This is a genomic window from Streptomyces mayteni, from assembly GCF_054783955.1.
Genome location: NZ_BAAGPR010000016.1, coordinates 46,781 through 64,525, shown reverse-complemented (window position 1 = coordinate 64,525; position 17,745 = coordinate 46,781). Strand labels below are relative to the sequence as shown.

Here is a 17,745-nt window from a genome sequence, read left to right as displayed (position 1 = left end):
AGTTACCCGTGGGTAATAACGCCTTTCGGTCGCCTGCCGGGGCCCGCCGGCAGAGCCGTCAGCCCGCTCGGAAAAACCGCCGCGTCGCGTACGCCGTCGCCGCGGCCACCGCCGAGAGCAGCGCCACCGTCGTCATCGCGACCGCCAGCGAGAACCAGTCGGCGAGGAAGCCGATCGCCACCGGACCGAGCAGGAAGCCCCCGTAGCCCAACGTCGAGGCCGCGGCCACCCCCTGCGCCCCCGCCAGCTCCCCGGCCCGGCCGATGGCCACCGGGAAGATGTTCGCCAGGCCGAGCCCAGCGATCACGAAGCCCAGCAGCACCACCCACACCGTGGGCCCCAGCGCGCCCAGCAGCATCCCGAGCGCGGCCGTCACGCCGCCCGCCACCAACGCCCGCGTCTGGCCGAGCCGTTCGAGCAGCGTCGAACCCGTCAGCCGGCCCACGGTCATGGCCAGTGCGAACACCGAGTAGCCGGCCGCCGCCACCCCCGAGCCGGCCCCCAGCGACTCCTGCAGGTGCAGCGCGCTCCAGTCCGCGAGCGCCCCCTCCCCGTACGCCGTGCACAGCGCGATCAGGCCGAGCACCAGCACCAACCAGCGCGCCCGTGGTGGCCGGGGGTCGCGGCCGGCCGGCGCCGCGCCGTCCGGCTCGAGGCGCGGCGGCATCCGCGCGGTGAGCAGCGACCGCGCCGCGAACGCGGCCACCGCGACCCCGAACACCGCGACCGCGGCCGGGTGCCGCGCCGCGGTCAACTGCCCGGCGGCCAGGCCCCCGACCCCCGCGCCCAGCATGCCGCCAAGGCTGTAGGCCGCGTGGAAGCTCGGCATCACCGGCCGACGCAGCGCCGCCACCAGATCCACCGCGACGCTGTTGGCCGAGACGTTCATCGCACCGAAGGCCGCCCCGAACACCAGCAACACCAGGCCCAGCGTCAGCGGCGACCCGGTGTGCGGCGGCAGCGCCACGCTCGCCCCCAACACCACGGCGGCGGTCACCACCACCGGGCGCCCGCCGAACCGTTGACAGAGCCGCCCCGTCAGCATCATCGTGAGCACCGCCCCGACCGAGACGCCGAGCAGCGCGAGGCCGAGCGCGCTCGACGACGCCCCGGTCTGCTCCTTCACCGCCGGGATGCGCACCACCCAGCCGGCGAACACGAAACCGTCCAGGGCGAAGAAGACCGTGAGGGCGCTCCGGAGTTGACGGAGCCCCGGTTCCGCGGCGACGCGGGGGACCGCCCTCCGTCGCGCGCCGAGTGTCAACGCGGCCCTGAGTTTGTTTATCGGAGGCACAAAGCAAGAATAGGGGCGTGACCCACCCCCGTACCAGGCTCGAGAGGGGCCGGAACGTCCTCGGCCCGGCGCTGGAGCTCGTCCACATCGGGCGCGCCCCCACCCGCGCCGTCCTCACCACCGAACTCGGCGTGACCCGCGCGACCGCCGGCGCCGTCGCCGCCGAGCTCCAGAGCCTCGGCCTGATCACCGTCGACGCCCGCCCAGGCGCCATGGCCGGCGGCCAGGGCCGCCCCTCCCACCGGCTCGCCATCGCCGACGAGGGCCCCGTCGCCCTCGCCGCCCAGGTCCACGCCGACGGCTTCCGCGCCGCCCTCGTCGGCCTCGGCGGCCGCATCGTGGCCACCGCGCCCGCCTGCGTCACCGTCGCGGCCGACCCGGCCGAAGTCATCGGCGACGTCGTGCGGGCCGGCGCCGAGCTGCTCGCCGAGACCGGCCGCCGCTGCGTCGGCGCCGGACTCGCCGTCCCCTCGGCCGTCGCCGAACCCGACGGCACCGCGCTCAACCCGATCCACCTCGACTGGCCGGTCGGCGCCCCGGTCCGCGACATCTTCAACGACTGCCTCGCCGCGGCCGGCGTCCACGCCGCCGGCCACTGCGGCAACGACGTCAACCTCGCCGCCCTCGCCGAACACCGGCACGGCGCCGGCCGCGGCGCCCACCACCTGCTGTGCGTCGCCACCGGCCACCGCGGCGTCGGCGGCGCGCTCGTCGTGGACGGCCGGCTGCACACCGGCAGCGCGGGACTCGCCCTCGAGGTCGGCCACCTCACCGTCGACCCGCAGGGCCGGCCCTGCCACTGCGGCAGCCGGGGCTGCCTGGACGTCGAGACCGACCCACTGGCCCTGCTCGAGGCCGCCGGCAGCCGGCCAGGACCGCAGGGCTCCCTGCTCGACCAGGCCCGTGACCTGGTCACCACCCGCTACCCGGACGACCCCGCCGTGCGGGCCGCCGCCGGCACCGTCATCGACCGGCTCGGCCTCGGCCTCGCCGCCCTCGTCAACATCCTCAACCCCGACCGCATCATCCTCGGCGGCCTGCACGGGACCCTCCTCGCCGCCGACCCCGACCGGCTCGGCGCCGTCGTCGGCGACCACAGCCTCTGGGGCCGCAGCGGCGACATCCCCATCACCCCCTGCGTCCTCGGCCACAACAGCCTGGTCGGCGCCGCCGAACTCGCCTGGCAGCCCGTCCTCGACGACCCCCTCGCGACCCTCGCCGGCTGATCCCTCACTCCCGCCCCGCCTCGACCGGCCGCCCGGCCACGTCCCCCGCCGCCACCGGCGGCAGCAGCGCCAGCACCGCCCGACGCCACGACTCGCCCGCCGAGTCGTCGTACGGGTCGGGCGTGGCAGGCACCTGCACCCTGAACACCGGCCCGGCCCCCAGCCGGGCGAAGCCACGCCCCGGCGGCACCCGCCCCACCGGCGACGCGCACGGCGCCGCCCCCAACACCTCGGCCGCCCGGTCCGCGCCCACCGCGCCCAACACCACCCGCGCCCCGGTGCAGGCCAGCGCCGCCCCGTCCAACACGCCGAGCCCGTCGACCTGTTCGCCCAACACCACCGTGACCCCCACGGACCGCCCGTACCGCAGCGGCACCTCCAACGACGTCAACGGATCCGCACCCCCGCCCAACCGCGCCAGGTGCCAGAGCAGCGCGGGGCGGTCCACCACGATCCACAACGGCCCGTCAGGGGAGGCCCCCCGGTCCCGGCCGGCCGCCAGCAGCCGGCGCTCCGTCTCCCGCGCCGCCCACTCCAGCGCGCCGCCCCCGCCACCAGGCGCCGACTCGACCCCCACCACCCCGGCCCGCCCGGCGAAGCACGCGAACTCCGCGGCCCCGCCGCCGTCCACCAGCAGCACCCGGCCGCGCCCCAGCGCCTGCAACGCCACCGACCGCAGCAACGACGTCACCCCGGCCCCCGGTGCCCCCGCCACCAGCAGATGCGGCTCGCCCGACCGCGGCCCCGTCCGCCACACCACGGGCGGCGCCGACACCACATCCGCGTACCCCTCGCCGCCGCGCACCGGCACCGTCCGGTCCACCGCCGCCCGGTCCGTGAACCCCAGCACCGTCTCGCCGGGACCCACCACGAACCGCTGCGCGCCGATCCCGGTCGGCAACGGCGCCAGCGCCACCATCTCCAGCTCGTTCCGCTCCTCGTCCCACCGGAAGCGGTACTCCCGGTCCCTCCCGGCCTTGCCGACCAGCACCCCCTCCACCCGCTCCCGCGCCACCGGATCCCCGTCGGGGAAGAACGCCGGATACGCCAGCCGCAGCAGCCCCAGCCGGCCGTCGGCCCCGAACCCGTACGCCGGGAAACACCCCTGCCACGCCCCGCCCGGCACGTAGGAGCCGGACCCCGACGGATCGGACACCGCCCTGAAGTACGGCACCAGCGCCTCGTGGATCAGCTCCAACCGCGCCCCGACCGCCGCCCGCTCCGCCTCCTCCCGGCGCCGGGCCCGCGCCCCGAGCACCGCCGCGGCCGCCAGCAGCCCGCCCCCCGCGAGCCACGGCCCGTACGGCAGCAGCGGCAACGCCACCAGCACCACGACCACCCCCAGAGCCACCGGGCCCCGCCGCTCCCGCGGGGTACGCGCCCAGCCCTCGCGCGCCACCGCCACCAGCCTCCCGAACCCCCGCGACACCACCCGCGGCGCCACCCTCAACCCGTTCACCACGGCCACTACAGCGTGATCCCGCCCAGCAGGTTCGCGATGCTGGTACCGCCCGCCGCGATGCTCGGCGCCACCGCGGTTCCCGACAGGTAGAAGCCGAACAGGGCGCACACCACCGCGTGCGACAGCTTCAGTCCGTCCTTGCGGGAGAAGAGGAAGACCACGACTCCCAACAGGACGACACCCGAGATGGACAGGATCATGAGCACTCCAGAGGCGATCGAGCGGCGTTCACGATAAGCACTCTAAGGATCACGAAGGGTGACCTTCGGTCGACAGGCGCATAAGGGTGAAAGTGTCGGATCCCCGCCCGTGCCCCCTCAACGGCCCACCCACAAGGGGCGATGCGGTTCTGGACCGCTCGCGGACCTCGGTAGGCTTACCCTCGGTCGAGGGCAAGGAGGAGCAGGACGATGGCAGAGAGTGCGCAGCCGTTGTCGCCGCGGGCCAGGCTGGCCGTGACGGCGGGAAAGGCGGCGGCGGCGGTGTCGCGGGCCGCGGGTCGCGGCAGCGGGTCGGTGATCGGCGGCAAGGTCGCCCTCAGAGTGGATCCCGACCTGCTCGGCCGGCTCGCGGGCCACCTCGACGTGGTCCTGGTCTCGGCCACCAACGGCAAGACCACCACCACCCGACTGATCGCCGAGGCCCTGCGCGCCGCCGGCGAGGTCGTCTCGAACGCGTTGGGCGCCAACATGCCGGCCGGCATCACCTCCGCCCTGTCCGCCGGGGCCCACGCCAGGTTCGGCGTCATCGAGGTCGACGAGAAGTACCTCGCCGGCGTGGCCAGGGACGTCTCCCCGAAGGCCATCGCCCTGCTGAACCTCTCCAGGGACCAGCTGGACCGCGCCGCGGAGACCCGGATGCTCGCGGAGCGCTGGCGCGAGGGCCTGCAGGGCCTCAAGACCACCGTGATCGCCAACGCGGACGACCCCCTGGTGGTCTGGGCCGCCTCCTCGTCGGGACAGGTCGTCTGGGTCGCCGCCGGCCAGGAGTGGAAGGACGACGCCTGGTCCTGCCCGTCCTGCGGCGGCGTGCTCCAGCACCAGGGCGACGACTGGCGCTGCGGCGCCTGCGGCTTCGGCCGCCCCACCCCGACCTGGGTGCTCTCCGGGGACCACGTGCTCGACCCGAACGGGTCGGCCTGGCCCATCCACCTCCAGCTGCCGGGCCGCGCCAACAAGGCCAACGCCACCAGCGCCGCCGCCGTCGCGGCAGCCTTCGGCGTCGCCCCCCAGGTCGCCCTACAACGCATGCAGTCCGTCACGGCGGTCGCCGGTCGCTACGACGTCGTCTCCTTCGAGGGCCGCGACATCCGGCTGCTGCTCGCGAAGAACCCGGCCGGCTGGCTCGAGACGTTCTCGCTGATCGACCAGCCCCCGGCGCCCGTGATCCTCTCGGTCAACGCCCGCGGCGCGGACGGCACCGACACCTCCTGGCTGTGGGACGTCGACTACACCAGGCTCGCCGGCCACCCCGTCGTCGTCATCGGCGACCGGCGCCTCGACCTCGCGGTCCGCCTGGAGGTGGCCGCCGTCGACTTCCGGGTCTGCGACACCTTCCAGGAGGCGCTCCAGCAGCTTCCGCCCGGTCGTGTCGAGGCCATCGCCAACTACACGGCCTTCCAGGACCTGCGCCGTATCGTCGGCAACTGACCCACCCGACCTCACCCGAGAACAGGCAAAGGAACGGACGCATGAGCTCATCGACCCTGCGGGTGGTCTGGGTCTACCCCGACCTGCTGAGCACCTACGGCGACCAGGGCAACGTCCTGGTGGTCGAGCGCCGGGCCCGGCAGCGCGGACTCGCCGTGGAGCGCGTCGACGTGCGCTCCGACCAGCAGATCCCCACCTCCGGCGACATCTACCTGGTCGGCGGCGGCGAGGACCGCCCCCAGCGCCTGGCCGCCGAGCGGCTCCGCCGGGACGGCGGGCTGCACCGCGCCGCCGAGAACGGCGCGATCATCTTCTCGGTCTGCGCCGGCTACCAGATCCTCGGCCACGAGTTCGTCAACGACCTCGGCCAGCGCGAACCCGGCCTCGGCCTGCTCGACGTCGTCAGCACCCGCGGCGAGGGCGAACGCTGCGTCGGCGACGTGCTCGCCGACATCGACGAGGGCCTGGGGCTGCCCCAGCTCACCGGGTTCGAGAACCACCAGGGCATCACCCACCTCGGCCCCGGCGTGCGCCCCTTCGCGCGGGTCCGCGTCGGCAGGGGCAACGGCACCGGGGACGGCACCGAGGGCGCCTGGCGCGACACCGTGATCGGCACCTACATGCACGGCCCGGTCCTCGCCCGCAACCCGGCCATCGCCGACCTGCTGCTGCGCCTCACGCTCGACGTCCGCGCGCTGCCGCCGGTCGACGACCGTTGGTACGAGGCGCTGCGGGCCGAGCGGATCGCCGCCGCCGTCCAGTCCGCCTGACGGTCGAGTACGTCTGACGGTTCGGTCCGCCTGACCGGCCGGGCCGCCGAGGGGGCCAGGCATCCCCGCTAGGGCACCCTGGCCACCGGCGTGGCCAGGGCGTTTTCTATCGTTGGCGGGCGGGGATCGCTGCGAGCGGGAGTACATCGGAGATGGAGAACCACGATCACGGGTCGGGCATGGACCTGCCGCCGATCACGCTCTCGCGAGCGCTCGAGCTCGGCGGGGACCCGGTCTTCCTCTTCGGCTGCCTGGCCGCCCTCGCGCTCTACGGCTGGGGCGTGCTCCGGCTGCGGCGCCGCGGCGACCGCTGGTCCCTGGGCCGCACCGTCTCCTTCGCTCTCGGCGTCGTCTCGATCGCGGCTGTCACCTGCACCGGGCTCAACGACTACGGGATGGTGCTGTTCAGCGCCCACATGCTGCAACACATGGTGATCAGCATGGTCTCGCCGATCCTGCTGCTGCTCGGCGCCCCCGTCACCCTGCTGCTGCGGGCCCTGCCCACCGCCGGCCGCGGCCGGCGCGGGCCCCGCGAGATCCTGGTCCGGCTGCTGCACAGCCGCTACCTGCGGGTGCTGACCAGCCCGCTGTTCACCATCACCCTGTTCGTCGCCAGCCTCTACGGCCTCTACTTCACGCCGCTGTTCGACTTCCTGATGGGCTCCCGCGTCGGCCACCTGGCGATGATGCTCCACTTCCTCGCCGTCGGCCTGGTGTTCTTCTGGCCCATCATGGGCGTCGACCCGGGCCCGCACCGGCCCAGCCACCTGATGCGGATGCTGGAGCTGTTCGCGACGATGCCGTTCCACGCCTTCTTCGGCATCGCGCTGATGATGGGCACCGAGCCCATGATCGACACCTTCGCCGACCCGCCGGCCTCGCTCGGCGTCGACGCGGTCGCCGACCAGTCGGGGGCCGGCGGCATGGCCTGGGCCTTCAGCGAGATCCCCACCGTCGTGGTGCTCGTCGCCCTCGTGATCCAGTGGTACCTCTCCGAGGAGCGGCAGGCCCGCCGCCAGGACCGCACCGCCGACCGCGACGGCGACCGTGAACTCGAGGCGTACAACGCCTATCTCGCCTCCCTCGGCTCCCGCACCGGCTGAGCCCCGACATGCCCGCCGGCGCCCCGAAGTGCGCGTCGGCGCCGGCCAGTAGGGTGGCGAGCCGACGGAAGGCGGTGGGATGAGCACCCAGGACGAACTGTTCAGCGCGGTCGACGCCCTGCTCGAACAGGCCCGCCCGCTACCGTCGCCCGACGAACGCCGCCGGCTGCGGGTGGCCGCGGGTCTCGCCCAGGCCGACGTCGCCAGGGCCCTCGGGGTGCGGGCCGGCACCGTCGCCGCCTGGGAGACCGGCCGCTCCGAGCCGACGCTCGACCGCCGCGCCGCCTACGTCCGACTCCTCGGCGGCCTCGCGGACCGCTATCCGGCACCGGACGCCGCGACCGCGCCCGAAGCCGAGCCCGAGCCCGTGCCTGTGGTCCGACCCGAACCCGAAGCCGAGCCGGAAGCCTCCCCGCCGCCCCAGGGCCGCGCCCACGCGCCGCGGCCCTCGAGGCCCGCCGCCGCGCCCGCCGTTCCCCGGGACACCCGCTACCCGGCCGGCCCGCTGGCCGTCCTCGACGGCGCCGGCACCGCCCACCTCGCCGACGGCCGCGACCTGCCCTGCCCCGCCGGCACGGTGCCGGAGCTGGCCGACTGGGCGCTGGCCGCCTCCCTCGGCCAGGACCGCCTGCACCGCGCCGGGCGGGACGCCGACCCCCTCGTCGTCCTCACCGCGGCTGCCGCGACCCGCCTCGGCCTGCCCGCCGAGTTGGCGGACCGCCGCGGGCTGCGACTGCCCGACGACCACCCCGTGGCGCGCGAACTCACCGCCGAGGGCTGGCGGCTCACCCGCCGCGGCTTCGGCCCCTGGGCCCGCCTCTACCGCCCGGTCGACGCCGGCCGCCGGCAGTGCGTCCAACTGGCCGTGCTCCCGTGGGACGCCCTCGACACCCGCGCCTGGGGCGCCACCGGCACGCTGCCGCCCGCCGAACTCGCCGGCACCCTCGGCACCTACGCCACCCGCGTGCTCACCCCCCGCGGCTCGACCGCCGTCTGCGGCCTCGAACTGATGACTGCGCTGCGCCCGCCCACCCGCGCCGTCGCCGACCAGGCCGGCGGCTGGACCTCGGGCTCGGTGCCCGGATCGCTCACCCACGCCGTCGACCCGGCCCCACCCGAGGCGCCACCCGAGCACCCCGTCGCCCAGGGCCGCCCCGCCGACCAGGCGCTCGACGAGGAGGCGTGCGACTGGATCCGCGCCCCCGAACTGCTCACCGACGCCGAGTGCGCGGCGCCCTGGGCCGTCGGCCTCGACGTCAACATGGCCTTCGCGGCCGCCGCCAACCGCCTCCTCGTCGGCCTCGGCGAGCCCCTGCACACCGACGGCCCCCGCTTCGACAAGCGGCTCCCCGGCAGCTGGTACGTCGACCTGTCCCACCTCGAACTCGACCCGCGGCTGCCCAACCCCTTCACCCCGGCCGGTACCCGGCCCGAGGGCCCGGCCTGGTACACCACCCCCACCGTCGCGTACGCCGCCGAGCTGGGTGCCGACGTGCGGCCACTCGAGGCGTGGCTCCGCCCTGACTCCGGCCCCTACCTGGACCCCTGGTACGAGCGGCTCAGGGACGCCTACCTGGCCACCATGGCCGATCTCGGCGTCACCAAGGACCTCGACGACGACGCCTTCCTCGCCGCGATGGCCGCCGCCAGGGCGGGGGAGCCCGGGCCGACGGCCGTGCTCTCCGCGATCAAGGCCACCGTCAAGGGCGGGATCGGCAAGCTGCGGGAGCGGCCCCAGGGCCTGCGGCACCGCCCGGGCGACCGCTGGCCGGCGCTCGACCGGCCGACCTGGCGCCCCGACATCCGGGCCGCCGTCATCGCCACCGCCCGGGTCAACATGCACCGCAAGATGGTGCGGATGGCGGCCGCCGGCCGCTACCCGATCGCCGTGCTCTCCGACTGCGTCGTCTACCCGAGCGCCGGCCCTTCCCCGCTCGACGTACTGCCCCGCACCCCGGAAGGCAGGCCGGCGCCCGGCGCCTTCCGGCTCGGCGTCTCGCCCGGCATGGTCAAGCTCGAAGGGGCCCGCGAGCTGTGGTGGGCCGCCGAACTGCTCGAACAGGGCCACAACCCGGCCCGCCACATCAAGGACGGCACGCGGGACGCGGGGGAGTAGCGCATGGGAGAGATCCAGGACGGCATCGAGTCCGCGCTGCGGTCCACCCAGACCCGGCCGCTCCCCATCTCGCCGCTCGCCAGGATGCGGGTCCTGCTGCGCGCCGAACGCGGCTCCACCAGCGCCGTCGCCGCCCGGCTCGGTGTCTCGGCCCGCACGGTGCAGCGCTACCTCAGGGGCCAGATCCGCCGCCCTGGGCCCCGGCTGGCCGCCGCCCTGGAGCGTGAGGCACGCCGCTCCTGGCAGCCACGCGTCCGGCAGCGCGCCCTCCGCCGCGCCGCCCGGGCCGGCGTCGCCGTCGAGACCCGCGCCCGGTTCGGCTTCACGGCTGCCCCCGGCTCCACCGACGACCCCCGGCTGCGCCGCGTCACCCAACAGCTCCCGCCGGACGTCGCGGCCCGGCTCCTCGCCGCCCACCAGGCGGGCGCCCCCGAGGACGAGCTGCGACGCATCCTCGGCCAGGGCCTCGGGCACGCCTACTTCCAGGACTTCGGCCGCCGCGCCCAGGGGCTCGACGTCGAGATCACCGACGTCGACTACCTCGACCTCGACCTGGGCTGAACCCACCGGGCCCCTACCGGCCGATCGCCGAGCCCGGCAGGTCGTGCTCCCAACCCTTGACGGCCTCCGCGATCCGCCGGGCGGCCTGGGCGGGTGTGAGGTGCGTGGTGTCGACGACCTCGGCCTCGGCGTGCAGCCACGTGCGGGCCGCCTCGGCGTAGGGCTCGAGGTACTGGAGACGGAACGGGGAGTCGGGGCCGAGAACGGTGTCGCCCGCGATGCGCCCGCGCAGGGTTTCCTGGTCGGCGTGGAGGACGAAGTGCCGGACCGGGATGGCGTGCTGGGCGAGGCCCGAGCTGATCTCGCGCCAGTACCGCTCGACCAGGACCGTCATGGGCATCACCAGGGTGCCGCCTGTGTAGTCGAGGACGCGTCGGGCGGTCTCGACCACGAGCGGCCGCCATGGCGGCCAGTGCTGGAAGTTGTCCGTCGCGGGCAGCCCCGGCGTGATGTCCATGAGTGTCACGCCGACCTTCTCGGCGTCGAACACCCGTGAGTCCGGGATCAGCCGCTGTACGAGCGCACCGGTCGTCGTCTTGCCCACGCCGTGGGTGCCGTTGAGCCATACGATCATGGACCCGACGCTAGCGTCGTGCGGGCCGCGGGGACAGCTTCCGAGCCTCGGCCCATCGCCCGTGACGCGGACGTCACGGGCGAGACAGGACGTGGCTCCCACGGCGATGAGTTCGGGCCGCGGACCGGGTCAGCACCGGCATGACCCGCATCATCGCTGACATCTCGGTCTCCCTGGACGGCTTCGTCACCGGCCCGGACCCCGGCCAGGACAACGGTCTCGGCACCGGCGGCGAGGCCCTGCACACCTGGGCGTTCTCCGACGACCCCGACGACCGCCGGATCCTCCGCGAGGCGACCGCCCGCTCGGGGGCCGTCGTCCTCGGCCGCCGGCTCTTCGACATCGTCGACGGGCCGCACGGCTGGAACGACGAGACCGGTTACGGGGCCGGCGAGGTCGGCAGGCCAGCGTTCTTCGTGGTGACGGGCGCGCCGCCGGAGTCGGTGCGGCTCACCGACCTCGACTGGACGTTCGTCACCACCGGCCTGCCCGACGCCGTCGCCGCCGCGCGCCGGCGCACCCCGGAGGACCGCGACGTCGTCCTCATGGGCGGGGGCGCCACCATCGGCTCGGCGCTCGACGCCGGGCTCGTCGACGTGCTGTCGCTGCACCTCGCGCCCGTCGTGCTGGGCGCCGGGACGCCGCTGTTCACCGGCGGCCGGCAACGCACCCTGGTGCGGCGGAGCGTCACCGCGACGTCGACCGTGACGCACCTGACCTACGACGTCCGGTGAGCGACCTGATCAGTACGCGCTGTCCACGTTGTCCATGGAGCCGTACCGGTCGGCGGCGTAGTTGCAGGCGGCGACGATGTTGGCCACCGGGTCGTACAGGTCCTTCGGGGTGCCCTCGACGTGGTAGCGGTCGAAGGTCGGCTGGATGACCTGCAGCAGCCCCTTGGACGGCACGCCGTTTATGGCGTTGATGTCCCAGTTGTTGATCGCGTTCGGGTCACCGCTGGACTCCCGCATGATGTTGCGGTGGATGCCCTCGTAGCTACCCGGTATGTCGTGCTCGTCCATGATGTCGAGCGCCTCCCGGATCCAGCCGTCGAGGTTGTCCGGGTAGGTCTTCTCCACCGGCTCCTCACTCGTCGCCGGCTCCTCGCTCTGCTCGTTCTTCGTCGGCGCCTCGTCCGCCGCGGCCACCTCCTGGGCCGGCTGCCGAGTGCTCTCGCCCGACGGCGTCGCGGGGACGTGGAGGGTGATCTCGCCGCCGAGGCTGTCGCGCACAGTCTTGACCGCCGAACTGTGCGCGTCGGTACTGAACGCCGTCGGCGCATCCGTCTGGACGGCTACCCGGGCCGGCGTGTGCGCGGCGGAGGCCGGGGCCGCCGAGGCCTGTCCGGGGATGAGGGAGACGGCGACGGCCGCGGTACCCGCGACGGTGATCCCGGCGATCGAGATCCTGCGGGTCTTCGGCGAAAGGGTGCCGAGGTGGGGGGACGCGGGCACAGAGGCTCACCTCATTCGAAAGTGGGGAAAAGGCCGCGAAAACGGACGACCGCCATTGTTAGCGGCCCCGTTTCGGCGCGACAAGGACCCCCACCAAGCCCCACTACGACCCACGCCCGTAGGACGCGGCCGGCCCGCCGCGCGGCACCCGCGCCCCGGCGGCTACCGCCGCCTCCCGCCCGCTACCCCGCTTCGTAGGTGATCCCGGTCACGTGCCGGGGTTCACAGGCCGGCCCCGACCGCTCCACCGAGCGTGACCGGCCCGACGCGGCGCCCCTGGGCCTGAGCCGCCTCGCCGAGGTACCGCGCGGCGAGCTCCCGTGCCCTGCGTCTGACGTGCTCGTTCCCCGCCGGGCTGTTGAACCCGGCGAAGCCCGGCCACTGGAAGACGTACACCGCGAGTTCCTCGGCCACCAGGGCCCGCGTCAGGGCACGCCGGTCGCCGGGCCTCCCGTCCAGGTAGGCGTCGAGCAGCGCCCCCGGCACCACCGTCCCCGAGGGCGTCGCGCGCACGCTGAGGAACGCCAGGTCGGCGGTCGGCCGGCCGATGCCCACCGCCTGCCAGTCGCAGAGGGCCGGTGCGCCCGCGTCGTGCACGACGTTGCCGGCGTGACAGTCCCCGTGCACGAGCGTGGCCCCGACCGACAGCAGCAGCTCCCGGAGCTCGGCCCGGCCGGCGATCAGCTCGGGCAGCCCGGGAAGCGACTCCCCCCAGAACTCCGCGATCTCCGCCGGCGGCGGGCCGGCGAGGGCGTCGAGCAGCGGATCCGACCGCGCCCAGTCGCCTGGCGCCTCCGGCACCACGCCGTGCAGCGCCGCCAACGCCCCGCCGAGCCGTGTCCACATGTCGACCGTCCACCGCCCGACGTCCAGGGACTCGCCGGCCGACGACAGCAGCACGGCCACGCCGTCCCCGGCATCCCCGCCGTCCGACCAGGCGAGCAGGCGCGGCGTACGCACCGGCACGACCGGCGCGAGCGACCGGTAGAAGCGGAGCTCCCGCCGCGCGTCCGCCAGCACCCGCGCCCCCGACCCGCGCGGAACCACCTTGAGATAGGCGGCCTCGCCCTCGGCCGTCCGCACCGGGTGCACACCCGCCCCGGACCGTGACTCGAGCGGTTCGCGGCGCTGCTCGGCGACCAGCCCGAACTCCCGCAACGCCACCTCGACAAGTCCATGTGACACGCCGACGACTCCTCTCCCCGGGCCCCACCCAACCTAGCCGGGGAGTTCAGCGCCCAACGCCCGCCCCAGGAAGCCGAACGCGGCCTCCTGCGCCGCCACGTCGAAGCGGTGCGGGCCGTCCGCGAAGCGGGACGCGTAGGCGTCGGACCGGCCGGCCAGGCCGTACAGCTCGCGCAGCTTCCGGTGCGCCGCGGCCATGCCATCGGGCGAGAACAGCTCGTCGTCGCGCAGGTACTGGACCTGGAGCGGCCCCGGCGCCCGGCAGGCGGCGACGTCGGGCCAGTCGGCCACCCGGCTCAGCCCCGGCGGGAACACGGTCCAGCTGTGCGGTGCCACGTGCCGGTCGAGCAGCTCGGCGAACCCGCTCATCATGCCCACCACCACGGCGGCCGCGATCTCGTCGTGCACCGCGCCGAGCAGCACCGCCCGCGCCCCGCCGCCGGAGAACCCGACACAGCCGACCCGCCCCGGTACGACGTCGGGCCGCGACGCCAGATACCGCAGGGCGACGCCGTCCTCGCGCAGGACGGTGCCGGGCACGCTGGTCCCGAGCAGCGTGCAGTACTTCGCCACCACGTGCTCGTGGCCCTCGGCCACGACGTCGTACCGCTCCGACGGGCTCGGCTCCCGATCCGGCCGCCCCTCGGCCGCCAGCCGCCCGGCGACCTCGCGGCGCGCCGCGTCCGAGTCCAGATCCAGCTCGAACCGGCGGCTGCCCCACAGGAACACGTCGTGGACCAGCACCACGAAGCCCCGGCGGGCGAGCGCGTTCGCCCAGGCGCGGCCGCCGTAGTAGCGGTCACGGAGCGGACGCAACGCCTCCGGCGGCCCGCCGGGACCGTCGGCGATCTTCTCCTTGCCGTGGTACTTGACGCCCGCGTGCTCGTGCATCGCCACCACGGCCGGCAGCGGCCCCGCCGTGTCAGGCCGCAGCACGAACGCCTCGGTGCGCGGCCCGTACCCCACGGACCAGGAGACCAGCTCCCCGCGCAGCCCGTCCGCCCGCCAGGAGCGCTCCACCCGCACCTCCGCCGGGGCGGCACCCGGGTCGGCGCCCAGCGCACGGCGCACCGCCTCCCGCGTCGCCTCCCCGGGCGGCGCGGTGGGGAAGAGGCCGCCCGCCTCGCGGGCGCGCTCCGCCCAGTCGCCGTACGAACCGAGATGCGCGTATCGCCCGCTCATCGTCGCCCGCCACCCTCCCGCATCCCGCCGCGGTCGGCGAAGTCCCGGTCCGCACAAGGAGACTACGGCGCCGCGCGGACAACCCTCGGGGGCGGTCGTGAGTCTCCATTGTGCTGTCACACCATGGCATCAGATCTGGGGGAATCACCGTGAGAAGAGCGCAGCTTCGCCATGCCCGCGCCGCCGCGGGAGCCGGCGCGATCCTGGCCGTCACCCTGTCCTTAGGCACGCTCGCCCCAGTGGCGTCGGCCGACGACCGGAACCACGGCGAGCGTTGGGAGACGGTCACCGCCGACACCCTGCACGAGAACGCGTCGATCAACTCGGTGTCCGCATCCGGCACCGACCGAGCCTGGTCCAGCGGTACCCGTTGGATCGACGGCATGCCCGACGGCGTCATGCTGACCTGGCGGCACGGCGCCTGGCGGGAGGACACCGCCCCCGGCCTCCCGGACGTCGACACCTGGTACTCCGTGGCCGCCGCCGGCCGCCACGACGTGTGGGCCTACGGCTGGTCGTGGCTGGGCGAGGACCCGGGGGAGGCGCTGGCCCACTACGACGGCCGTAGCTGGGAACAGGTCGCCCTGCCGGACAACGCGAGCCACACGTTCGGCGAACTCGCCGCCGTACCCGGCCGGATCTGGCTGGCCGGCGACCAGCGCCTGAGCACCTACGCCCGCGGCACCTGGCAGACCACGGAACTGCCCACCGGGCGCTCCGTCCGCCAGGTCCACGCCCGCTCGGCGAACGACGCGTGGGCGGTCGGCGCCGACTACGCGGGACTCGGTGCCGATCCGGTCGCCCTGCACTGGGACGGCCGCGCCTGGCGCGACGTCAGCCCGACGCTGCCCGGGCTGCGGCTCACCGACGTGTACGTGGAGTCCGCCCGGAGCGTGTGGGCGACCGCCACCTCCGCCGACGACTGGTTCACCTCCCACGTCCTGCACTGGGACGGCCGGACCTGGCGCGACACCAGCGGGCCCGTCACCGGCATCGAGGCCCAGGCGGTGAGCGCCGACGGCCACGGCCGGGCCTGGATGGCCGGCAACCCGGAGGGCTGGGAGGGCCCGCCGCTGTACTGGCGCTACGACGGCCACCGCTGGACCCGGGTGGCCGGCCCGGCCGTCCCGGACGGCATCACCCAGAGCTACGAGGTGACCGCCCTGGCCCCGATCGCCCGCACCGGCCGGTTCTGGTCCGTCGGCTCGTTCGAGTTCGTCGACGGCACCACCGCCCACCCGCGCGACATCATCCAGCGCTCCCGCTACTGACCCTCCACCCGGCCGGGGGCCCGTCCCCCGGCCTCCCCCGACTCCGCGCGTCGCTCGTACCTGGCACGCGCCAGGTCGTGGGCCGCGCGCAGCAGCTCCCGAACGGAACCGGCCGTGCGCGGCCCGGGGTTGACCACGGCCAACCAGCCGGCCGCGCCGTACACGGGGTGGGCCAGCACGGTGTCGGTGGTGCCGGGATCGGCCCCGGCGGTCGCCACCTCGCGCGGCGCGTGGCCGGTGTACCGGGCGAACGCCTCCTTCCCGGCGAAGACGTTCACCCGGAAGGCGTCCGGCCGGTCGAGGCGCGACGCCGTGTCGTCGGGGTAGTCCTTGGTCACGACCGTCGCGAACGGTTGGGTCCTGGTCGGGGTGACGCCGTCCGGCGCGTAGGAGAAGAAGGTGTCGCCCCAGCTGATCTCCGGTGAGCCGTCGCCCGGGCCCGGCCGGAGGGTGAGGACGCCGTCGAGGCCGCCCACCAGGTCGATGATCTCGTCTATGGTCATGTGCTCCAGCGTCACATTCAGGTGCATGTGGAGACTTCACCACGGAGAACAAGGGGCCGAGGGATGCCAAGTCTCAAATCGGGTGATCTGCGCCCGGCCGACGTCGCGCGGCGCGCCGGCTACTCCGTCCAACAGGTTCGCAACCTCGAACGCGACGGAGTGCTCCCGCCGGCGGCGCGCACCGCCACCGGCTACCGGCGCTACGGCGAGCCGCACCTGCGGTCCGCGCTGGCCTACCGGGCCCTGGCGGCCGGCGTCGGCCCGATCGAGGCCAAGGAGATCCTGCGGGCCGCGCACCGCTTCCCCGCCTCGCACACGGTGCTCGAACTCCTGGACGCCGCCCACGCCCGCCTCCACGCGGAGCGCGCGGGGCTGCGCCAGGCCAGGGCGGCCGCCCTGGCGATCTCCGGCGAGCTCCTCGACGACGTGCGCCCGTCGGACGCGATGAGCGTCTCCGAACTCGCCGCCGCGCTCGGCGTGCGCCCCTCCACGCTGCGGCACTGGGACGCGGAGGGCCTCGTGGTCCCGGACCGCGACCCCGCCCGGGGGACGCGCCGGTACACCCCGTCCCAGGTGCGGGACGCGCGGATCGTGCACCAGCTGCGCAGGGCCGGCTACCGCATCCAGCCCCTCAGGGCCCTGGTCCCTGAGCTGCGCGACGCCCGCCGGTCGGCGGACCTCGCCGCCGCGCTGGCGGCCAGGGACGCCGCCATCGCGGCCCGCTCCAGGGCGCTGCTCGACGGCGCCGCCGCGCTCAGCGCGGTCCTCGCCCCGCGCGAGCCCGCCGCCGGGCCGTGACAACGTGGCCGGATCCCGCCCCCGGATCGAACCGGGGCGGGGCCGCTTCCGTGCCCGAGACGTCATGAGCATGACCTCATCGCGATGGGAGCGAGCACGATGCCCCGAACTTCTTCCCGCCGGACCCGTCCCGGCCTCGCCCTCGGCGCCGCCCTGGCCGCCCTCGCACTGGCCCTCGCCCCGACCGCCGCCTCGGCGGCGACCACGTCCCAGGCCGCCGACGTCACGGTGACCCTGCGGATCACGATCGGCGTCGGGGACCCCTCGTGGCCCGCGGACTCCGTCATCATCGGCATGCCGGACGACAGCGCCAGCGGCCGCTACTGGGCCTGCCACCAGGGCTTCTCCACCGGTGTCCCCAAGGACGTCACGGTGACCGTCCCCGAGGGCAGTTTCCTCCCGGTCTGGAGCAGCCACGGCTGCTACGACGCGCTCCGCAACGGCAACGCGGTCGCCACCACGGACGGTGAGGTACTCGAGGTCGCCGTCCCGTAGCGCCGAACCGCCCGCCACGGCCGGGGCGGCGTCGCCGGCGTTCGTCGCCGGCGCCGCCGCCCCTGGTTCCGTGGCCGGGATGCGTCACCGGGGGCGTCAGGG

The 17,745-nt window shown here is 75.0% G+C and carries 18 protein-coding genes; 10 read left to right on the top strand and 8 right to left on the bottom strand.

Going from position 1 to position 17,745, the window contains the following annotated elements:
• Window positions 1–58: 58 nt before the first annotated feature.
• Complete coding sequence (locus ACYVPE_RS10520) at window positions 59–1,294, bottom strand: MFS transporter (RefSeq protein WP_461033210.1); 1,236 nt, start codon at window positions 1,292–1,294, stop codon at window positions 59–61.
• Window positions 1,295–1,311: 17 nt separating this feature from the next.
• Here ACYVPE_RS10520 and ACYVPE_RS10515 point away from each other — a divergent pair, with 17 nt between their 5' ends.
• The gene (locus tag ACYVPE_RS10515; protein WP_461033209.1) at window positions 1,312–2,520 is read left to right on the top strand and encodes an ROK family protein; all 1,209 of its coding nucleotides are present in this window, start codon (window positions 1,312–1,314) and stop codon (window positions 2,518–2,520) included.
• Window positions 2,521–2,524: 4 nt separating this feature from the next.
• Here the strand turns inward: ACYVPE_RS10515 and ACYVPE_RS10510 are convergent, their stop codons facing one another.
• Both ACYVPE_RS10510 and ACYVPE_RS10505 read right to left on the bottom strand, forming a co-directional pair.
• Window positions 2,525–3,979, bottom strand: coding sequence for a hypothetical protein (locus tag ACYVPE_RS10510; protein WP_461033208.1), 1,455 nt, complete (start codon window positions 3,977–3,979; stop codon window positions 2,525–2,527).
• A gap of 8 nt (window positions 3,980–3,987) precedes the next feature.
• Entirely contained in the window at window positions 3,988–4,182 is a 195-nt protein-coding gene (locus ACYVPE_RS10505) for a hypothetical protein (RefSeq protein ID WP_461033207.1), read from the bottom strand.
• Between the two features lie 210 nt (window positions 4,183–4,392).
• On the opposite strand from ACYVPE_RS10505, the gene ACYVPE_RS10500 reads away from it, so the two are divergent.
• The 5 genes from ACYVPE_RS10500 (at window position 4,393) to tpg (ending at window position 10,181) form a co-directional block, all read left to right on the top strand.
• Window positions 4,393–5,631, top strand: a complete 1,239-nt coding sequence (locus ACYVPE_RS10500; protein ID WP_461033206.1) for a MurT ligase domain-containing protein — start codon at window positions 4,393–4,395, stop codon at window positions 5,629–5,631.
• Window positions 5,632–5,672: 41 nt separating this feature from the next.
• Entirely contained in the window at window positions 5,673–6,401 is a 729-nt protein-coding gene (locus ACYVPE_RS10495; RefSeq protein ID WP_461033205.1) for a type 1 glutamine amidotransferase, read from the top strand.
• Between the two features lie 152 nt (window positions 6,402–6,553).
• Complete coding sequence (locus ACYVPE_RS10490) at window positions 6,554–7,504, top strand: cytochrome c oxidase assembly protein (RefSeq protein ID WP_461033204.1); 951 nt, start codon at window positions 6,554–6,556, stop codon at window positions 7,502–7,504.
• A 79-nt stretch (window positions 7,505–7,583) separates the two neighbouring features.
• Complete coding sequence (gene tap / locus ACYVPE_RS10485; RefSeq protein ID WP_461033203.1) at window positions 7,584–9,620, top strand: telomere-associated protein Tap; 2,037 nt, start codon at window positions 7,584–7,586, stop codon at window positions 9,618–9,620.
• A 3-nt stretch (window positions 9,621–9,623) separates the two neighbouring features.
• Window positions 9,624–10,181, top strand: a complete 558-nt coding sequence (gene tpg, locus ACYVPE_RS10480) for a telomere-protecting terminal protein Tpg (RefSeq protein WP_461033202.1) — start codon at window positions 9,624–9,626, stop codon at window positions 10,179–10,181.
• 13 nt (window positions 10,182–10,194) lie between these two features.
• Here tpg and ACYVPE_RS10475 read toward each other — a convergent pair whose 3' ends face one another.
• The gene (locus ACYVPE_RS10475) at window positions 10,195–10,755 is read right to left on the bottom strand and encodes an ATP-binding protein (RefSeq protein WP_461033201.1); all 561 of its coding nucleotides are present in this window, start codon (window positions 10,753–10,755) and stop codon (window positions 10,195–10,197) included.
• 140 nt (window positions 10,756–10,895) lie between these two features.
• On the opposite strand from ACYVPE_RS10475, the gene ACYVPE_RS10470 reads away from it, so the two are divergent.
• Window positions 10,896–11,489 (top strand): dihydrofolate reductase family protein, encoded by a 594-nt coding sequence (locus ACYVPE_RS10470; RefSeq protein WP_461033200.1) that lies wholly within the window; start codon window positions 10,896–10,898, stop codon window positions 11,487–11,489.
• A gap of 9 nt (window positions 11,490–11,498) precedes the next feature.
• Here ACYVPE_RS10470 and ACYVPE_RS10465 read toward each other — a convergent pair whose 3' ends face one another.
• The 3 genes from ACYVPE_RS10465 to ACYVPE_RS10455 all read right to left on the bottom strand — a co-directional run bounded on the left by ACYVPE_RS10465 (window position 11,499) and on the right by ACYVPE_RS10455 (window position 14,576).
• A complete protein-coding gene (locus ACYVPE_RS10465) occupies window positions 11,499–12,209 on the bottom strand; it encodes a transglycosylase SLT domain-containing protein (protein ID WP_461033199.1) in 711 nt (236 codons plus the stop codon).
• Window positions 12,210–12,431: 222 nt separating this feature from the next.
• Entirely contained in the window at window positions 12,432–13,394 is a 963-nt protein-coding gene (locus tag ACYVPE_RS10460; protein WP_461033198.1) for a phosphotransferase family protein, read from the bottom strand.
• Window positions 13,395–13,427: 33 nt separating this feature from the next.
• On the bottom strand, window positions 13,428–14,576 hold the full coding sequence (locus ACYVPE_RS10455) for a dienelactone hydrolase family protein (RefSeq protein WP_461033197.1): 1,149 nt from the start codon (window positions 14,574–14,576) through the stop codon (window positions 13,428–13,430).
• Between the two features lie 149 nt (window positions 14,577–14,725).
• On the opposite strand from ACYVPE_RS10455, the gene ACYVPE_RS10450 reads away from it, so the two are divergent.
• Window positions 14,726–15,847 carry a hypothetical protein gene (locus ACYVPE_RS10450; RefSeq protein WP_461033196.1) on the top strand — a complete coding sequence of 374 codons (1,122 nt, stop codon included), beginning with the start codon at window positions 14,726–14,728 and terminating at the stop codon, window positions 15,845–15,847.
• Here ACYVPE_RS10450 and ACYVPE_RS10445 read toward each other — a convergent pair.
• Complete coding sequence (locus tag ACYVPE_RS10445; RefSeq protein WP_461033195.1) at window positions 15,841–16,350, bottom strand: DUF6194 family protein; 510 nt, start codon at window positions 16,348–16,350, stop codon at window positions 15,841–15,843. The two genes, ACYVPE_RS10450 and ACYVPE_RS10445, sit on opposite strands and share 7 nt — an antisense overlap.
• Window positions 16,351–16,413: 63 nt before the next feature.
• Between ACYVPE_RS10445 and ACYVPE_RS10440 the strand changes: the two genes are divergently transcribed.
• Window positions 16,414–17,148 carry a MerR family transcriptional regulator gene (locus ACYVPE_RS10440; RefSeq protein WP_461033194.1) on the top strand — a complete coding sequence of 245 codons (735 nt, stop codon included), beginning with the start codon at window positions 16,414–16,416 and terminating at the stop codon, window positions 17,146–17,148.
• A gap of 99 nt (window positions 17,149–17,247) precedes the next feature.
• Complete coding sequence (locus ACYVPE_RS10435) at window positions 17,248–17,643, top strand: hypothetical protein (protein ID WP_461033193.1); 396 nt, start codon at window positions 17,248–17,250, stop codon at window positions 17,641–17,643.
• Window positions 17,644–17,745 lie beyond the last annotated feature (102 nt).